General features: G+C 66.1%; 5 protein-coding genes. 3 read left to right on the top strand and 2 right to left on the bottom strand.

Translation table 11 applies throughout. The annotated features are described in order from the left end of the window. Positions 1 to 82 precede the first annotated feature (82 nt). A complete protein-coding gene (gene trhA, locus EK403_RS21945; RefSeq protein WP_128779580.1) occupies positions 83 to 736 on the bottom strand; it encodes a PAQR family membrane homeostasis protein TrhA in 654 nt (217 codons plus the stop codon). 261 nt (positions 737 to 997) lie between these two features. Next, a complete protein-coding gene (locus EK403_RS21940) occupies positions 998 to 1513 on the bottom strand; it encodes a hypothetical protein (protein ID WP_245479849.1) in 516 nt (171 codons plus the stop codon). 389 nt (positions 1514 to 1902) lie between these two features. Here EK403_RS21940 and EK403_RS21935 point away from each other — a divergent pair, with 389 nt between their 5' ends. From EK403_RS21935 to EK403_RS21925, 3 genes are read left to right on the top strand one after another with little or no spacing between them, the layout of a single operon-like run. Then, entirely contained in the window at positions 1903 to 3189 is a 1287-nt protein-coding gene (locus EK403_RS21935) for a site-specific DNA-methyltransferase (protein ID WP_128779579.1), read from the top strand. A 2-nt stretch (positions 3190 to 3191) separates the two neighbouring features. Then, positions 3192 to 3416 carry a DUF7220 family protein gene (locus EK403_RS21930; protein ID WP_128779578.1) on the top strand — a complete coding sequence of 75 codons (225 nt, stop codon included), beginning with the start codon at positions 3192 to 3194 and terminating at the stop codon, positions 3414 to 3416. 1 nt (position 3417) lies between these two features. Next, positions 3418 to 3885, top strand: a complete 468-nt coding sequence (locus EK403_RS21925) for a phage terminase small subunit P27 family (RefSeq protein ID WP_128779577.1) — start codon at positions 3418 to 3420, stop codon at positions 3883 to 3885. The last annotated feature ends 204 nt before the right edge of the window (positions 3886 to 4089 follow it).

Below are 4089 nucleotides of genomic sequence, written 5' to 3'. Positions count from 1 at the left end.
GGGGGTCAACATTGGACGCCGATAAGGGGTCAAAGTTCAGCGCCGATTGACAGACGCGGTAGGTTGGGACGTTCCCTTGACTTTACGCCGACACAACACCGGGCGCTGCGACCAGCGATACGACCGCTGCGTAGTGAAAAGCGGTCGCCACCAGCACGCAGGCGTGCCAGATGGCGTTATGAAAGCGCAGCCTGTGCCAGAGGTGGAACACAACGCCTCCCGTGTAAAAGATCCCGCCTGCCACAAGCAGCCACAGGGTGGCGGCTGGCAGCATCATGACGCGGTCCCAGATGATCACGCAGCTCCACCCCATCGCGAGGTAAAGGCCGATCGTCACCCGATCGTAGCGGCCGGGCCGCGTGATCTTCAGAAGGATGCCGGCCAGAGCTGCGGTCCAGAGCAGCGCGGACATGCCCTGCGCGGCCATGCCATCGCTCATGCGCGCCAGGAACGGAGTGTAGGTGCCGGCGATCAGGACGAAGATCGCTGAATGATCGCAGCGCCTCAGCCACCACTTCACCGGCGAGACCGGCCACATGTTGTAGGCCGCCGAGACTACGAGGACGGAAAGCAGCCCGACGCAGTAGACGCTGATCGGAACGAGGTCCGAGGATGAGGCAGGAGCGAAGAAGGTGACGAGAGCCACCACTCCGACGAGCGCGAGAACGATGCCGGAGGCATGGATGACGCCGTCAGCCCAAAGCTCAGCTCGGTCGTACACGAAGCGTCCGCGCATCGCCCGACTCAACTCGACCCCCTCCAATAAGCCTGCATCATAGCCTTCAGCGTGTCGGGCGCGACGCGGGCGACGAAGGAAGCCGTAAGCAGCTGGAGACGTGTCTCGCCGAGCTCCGGAGGAACGCGAGTTTTCCGATCAGCGCGTGATGTTCACGAAGCCTCGCAGCCACGCACTGCTCGATCCGGCCGGGCGGCACGCGCAGATGGATTCCAGCCGCACCGGAGGCGCATGCGCGCACGACTGGAATGACGAGCGTGATCAACCCTCGCCCGACCAGCGGCGGAGCCGACTACGAGGCCGCCGCCGGTGTGTGGCAGCCGCGATCATACCGTCGGCGACCACTCCGGTGACGAAGGCGTAGATGGCCTTGTGCAACAGGTCGATGGTCTGCTCGTCCCTGGGCCATGTCCACGGAGGCGCGCCGACGCCGGTCGCGTTCTCCAGAGCCTGATCGTTGAACAGTCTGAGATTGAGGAACAGGAACGACGCGACAGGACCGCGAACTCCCCGTCGCGCCATGAGGGCCCGAACGGCTCCAAGCGCAATGCCCTGCCCCCAGTGCATGGCCCAATTCAGACCGAGACGATCTCTGTCCCGCCTTTCAGGGAGCTGCAGCAGCCGCTCGAGCGTGTGCGCCGGCACGTAGGAGTTCGGACATCCAGTAAACGCCTGCTCCAGCTTCTCGGCCAGGGTCATGGCTGCGACGCCGGCTGCCCCTGCGAGGAGGCCGGCGAGAACCACGTGCATCGTCGAAAGCGGACGATGCAGCTCCATGGCCTCTCCTCTCCGTCAGCATCCGGCGCTGGAAGCGGCGCGCTGACGATCTGTTCCACGTCGCCGCGTTGAACCAGCAGGATGTGGCTCCAAGCAGTCGGATCAATGCATCGCGTGGATTGCAGCAGAAAATAATTCTCATCAGCGCAGTAGAGCGTAGTCCTGCGCAGTCGCGTCATCTAGACGATTAACCCGAGTTCAGTGATAATCAACGTCGCTGGAGCTGATCTCGAAGCAGACGCCTACCCCCGGGGGGGCGGTTTAAAACCTACAGGCTTTGGATCCACGGACCGGCGGCGTCGCTGCGCACGCAGAACCCAGAAATTGGGGAGGGGGTATCCCGTAGGTCCCGGCCTCTCGTCTCGTAGTGCTTCTCGGAGTGTGCGGCCATGACGGCAGCCCAGAACGCCCAGATCCAGTCGACAAACTACGGAGCCGGTTCCACCGACCGCGACCTCGCCGTCACCTGGCGGCCGGTCGCCGACCTGATCCCCTACGCCCGGAACGCCCGCACCCATTCCGACGCGCAGGTCGCCCAGATCGCAGGCTCCATCCGCGAGTTCGGCTGGACCAATCCGATCCTGGTCGACGGCCGCAACGGCGTCGTGGCGGGCCATGGACGGCTGCTCGCGGCCAGAAAGCTCCAGATGGACAGCGTGCCGGTCATCGAGCTCGCCGGGCTCACGGAGGCCCAACGCCGCGCCTATGTGCTCGCCGACAACAAGCTCGCGCTCAACGCCGGCTGGGACGAGGCGATGCTGGCGGCCGAGGTCGCCGACCTTGTGGCGCTCGGAGTCGACCTCGACCTGGCGGGCTTCGGGACGGGCGAGGTCGAGGCGCTGCTCGCCAGCCAGGACGGCGGGCGCAGCTTCGAGGACGAGGCGCCTGAGCCGCCCGTAATCCCCGTGTCACGACCAGGCGACCTGTGGCTGATCGGATCTCATCGCCTGCTCTGCGGCGACGCGACCCGACAGGATGATGTGAGGAAGGCGCTCGGCGGCGCGCTTGCCGACATGGTCTTCACCGATCCGCCTTACAACGTCGACTACCGGACGGATAAGCATGCGGCGATCGCCAATGACGATCTGGGCGAAGGCTTCGGCGCGTTCCTGCTCGCTGCGTGCTCGGCCTTCCTCCGCCACGTGAAGGGCGGCGTCTATGTCTGCATGTCCTCGTCAGAGCTTGGGACGTTGAAGGCGGCCTTCGAGGCCGCGGGCGGGCACTGGTCGACCTACGTTATCTGGGCGAAGAACGCCTTCACGCTTGGCCGCTCCGACTACCAGCGCCAGTACGAGCCCATCCTTTATGGCTGGCCAAAGGGCGTCGACCGCTTCTGGTGCGGCGCGCGCGACCAGGGCGACGTCTGGCGGCACGACAGGCCGGCGAAGAACGATCTGCATCCGACCATGAAACCGATCGCGCTCGTCGAGCAGGCGATCCGCAACTCCTCCAAGACGCGCGACCTCGTGCTGGATCCGTTCGGCGGATCCGGCACGACGCTGATGGCCGCCGAGGCGACCGGTCGGACAGCGGCGCTGGTCGAGCTCGATCCCGCCTATTGCGACGTCATCGTCCGGCGCTGGCAGGACGCGACCGGCGGCGTCGCGACGCTCGAAGGTGACGAGCGCGCCTTCGGAGAGGTGGCTTGCGAGCGGTTGGCCGGAGCGGCCGCATAGCGATGCGCGCGGCTCAGTCCCGGGGCGGATCCCTTGCCGAAGCGCTCGCGAATGTCGTGGCGGGCTATCTGCTTGCCCTCATCATCCAGCGTCTCGCCTATCCGCTGTTCGGCATCCACACCACGCTCGCCGCCGACAGCGCGATCGCCCTGATCTTTACCCTCGTCTCTCTCGGCCGCAGCTACGTCATCCGCAGGCTGTTCGAGCGGCTGGCGGGAGCGCGGTAAGATGCGCGGCCGCAAGCCCGGTCTCGGTTCGCTCTCTGTGGTTGGCACGCCGTCCCGTCGGCGCCGTCAGGAGCCCCGCCCGGTCCGCGGAGCGCCCACCTGCCCGGCCCATCTCTTGCCGACCGCCAAGGCGGAGTGGAAGCGGCTGGTTCGAGAATTGGTCGATCTAGGCATGCTGAGCGCGCTCGATCGGGCCGTGATGGCCGCCTACTGCCAGACCTATGGCCGCTGGGTCGAGGCCGAGCGGCGGCTCGCCGAGACCCCCGCTCTCATCAAGCTCCCGTCCGGCTATGTGCAACAGAACCCCTGGCTTGCAGTCGCAAATAAGCAGCTCGAGCTGATGCACCGTCTGATGACCGAGATGGGGCTGACGCCGGTGGCGAGATCGCGCGTCAACGTCAAGCCGGCCACGAGCCATCCAAAGCCTTGGGAACCGCGGGCGTGCGACGCCTACCTCGGATCTCGCTGAAGGGGGCCGGCCGAGTCCCTCGATCGCGATGCTCAATCACCTAGCGGAGCCCCCCATGGAGCCTGCTGGCTAGAGCGTTTTCGTGTTACGCGGACGCATATCCTGCGTTGACGATGTAGCGCTGGCATTCGTCGGGCGGATAGGCGTTGAGGGCCGAGGCGATCGCGTCCCAGAGGGCGTCGCGCGTTCGGGCGGCGGCCTTGC

Source organism: Hansschlegelia zhihuaiae, from assembly GCF_004103825.1.
GTDB lineage: Bacteria > Pseudomonadota > Alphaproteobacteria > Rhizobiales > Methylopilaceae > Methylopila > Methylopila zhihuaiae.
The sequence above is the reverse complement of the archived record's forward strand: the minus strand, read 5'-3'. Positions and strand labels throughout refer to the sequence as shown.

Coding starts and splice junctions, on each gene's coding strand:
- EK403_RS21940 (WP_245479849.1), bottom strand. CDS start 1,513: ATGGAGCTGCATCGTCCGCTTTCGACGATGCACGTGGTTCTCGCCGGC.
- EK403_RS21925 (WP_128779577.1), top strand. CDS start 3,418: ATGCGCGGCCGCAAGCCCGGTCTCGGTTCGCTCTCTGTGGTTGGCACG.
- trhA (WP_128779580.1), bottom strand. CDS start 736: ATGCGCGGACGCTTCGTGTACGACCGAGCTGAGCTTTGGGCTGACGGC.
- EK403_RS21930 (WP_128779578.1), top strand. CDS start 3,192: ATGCGCGCGGCTCAGTCCCGGGGCGGATCCCTTGCCGAAGCGCTCGCG.
- EK403_RS21935 (WP_128779579.1), top strand. CDS start 1,903: ATGACGGCAGCCCAGAACGCCCAGATCCAGTCGACAAACTACGGAGCC.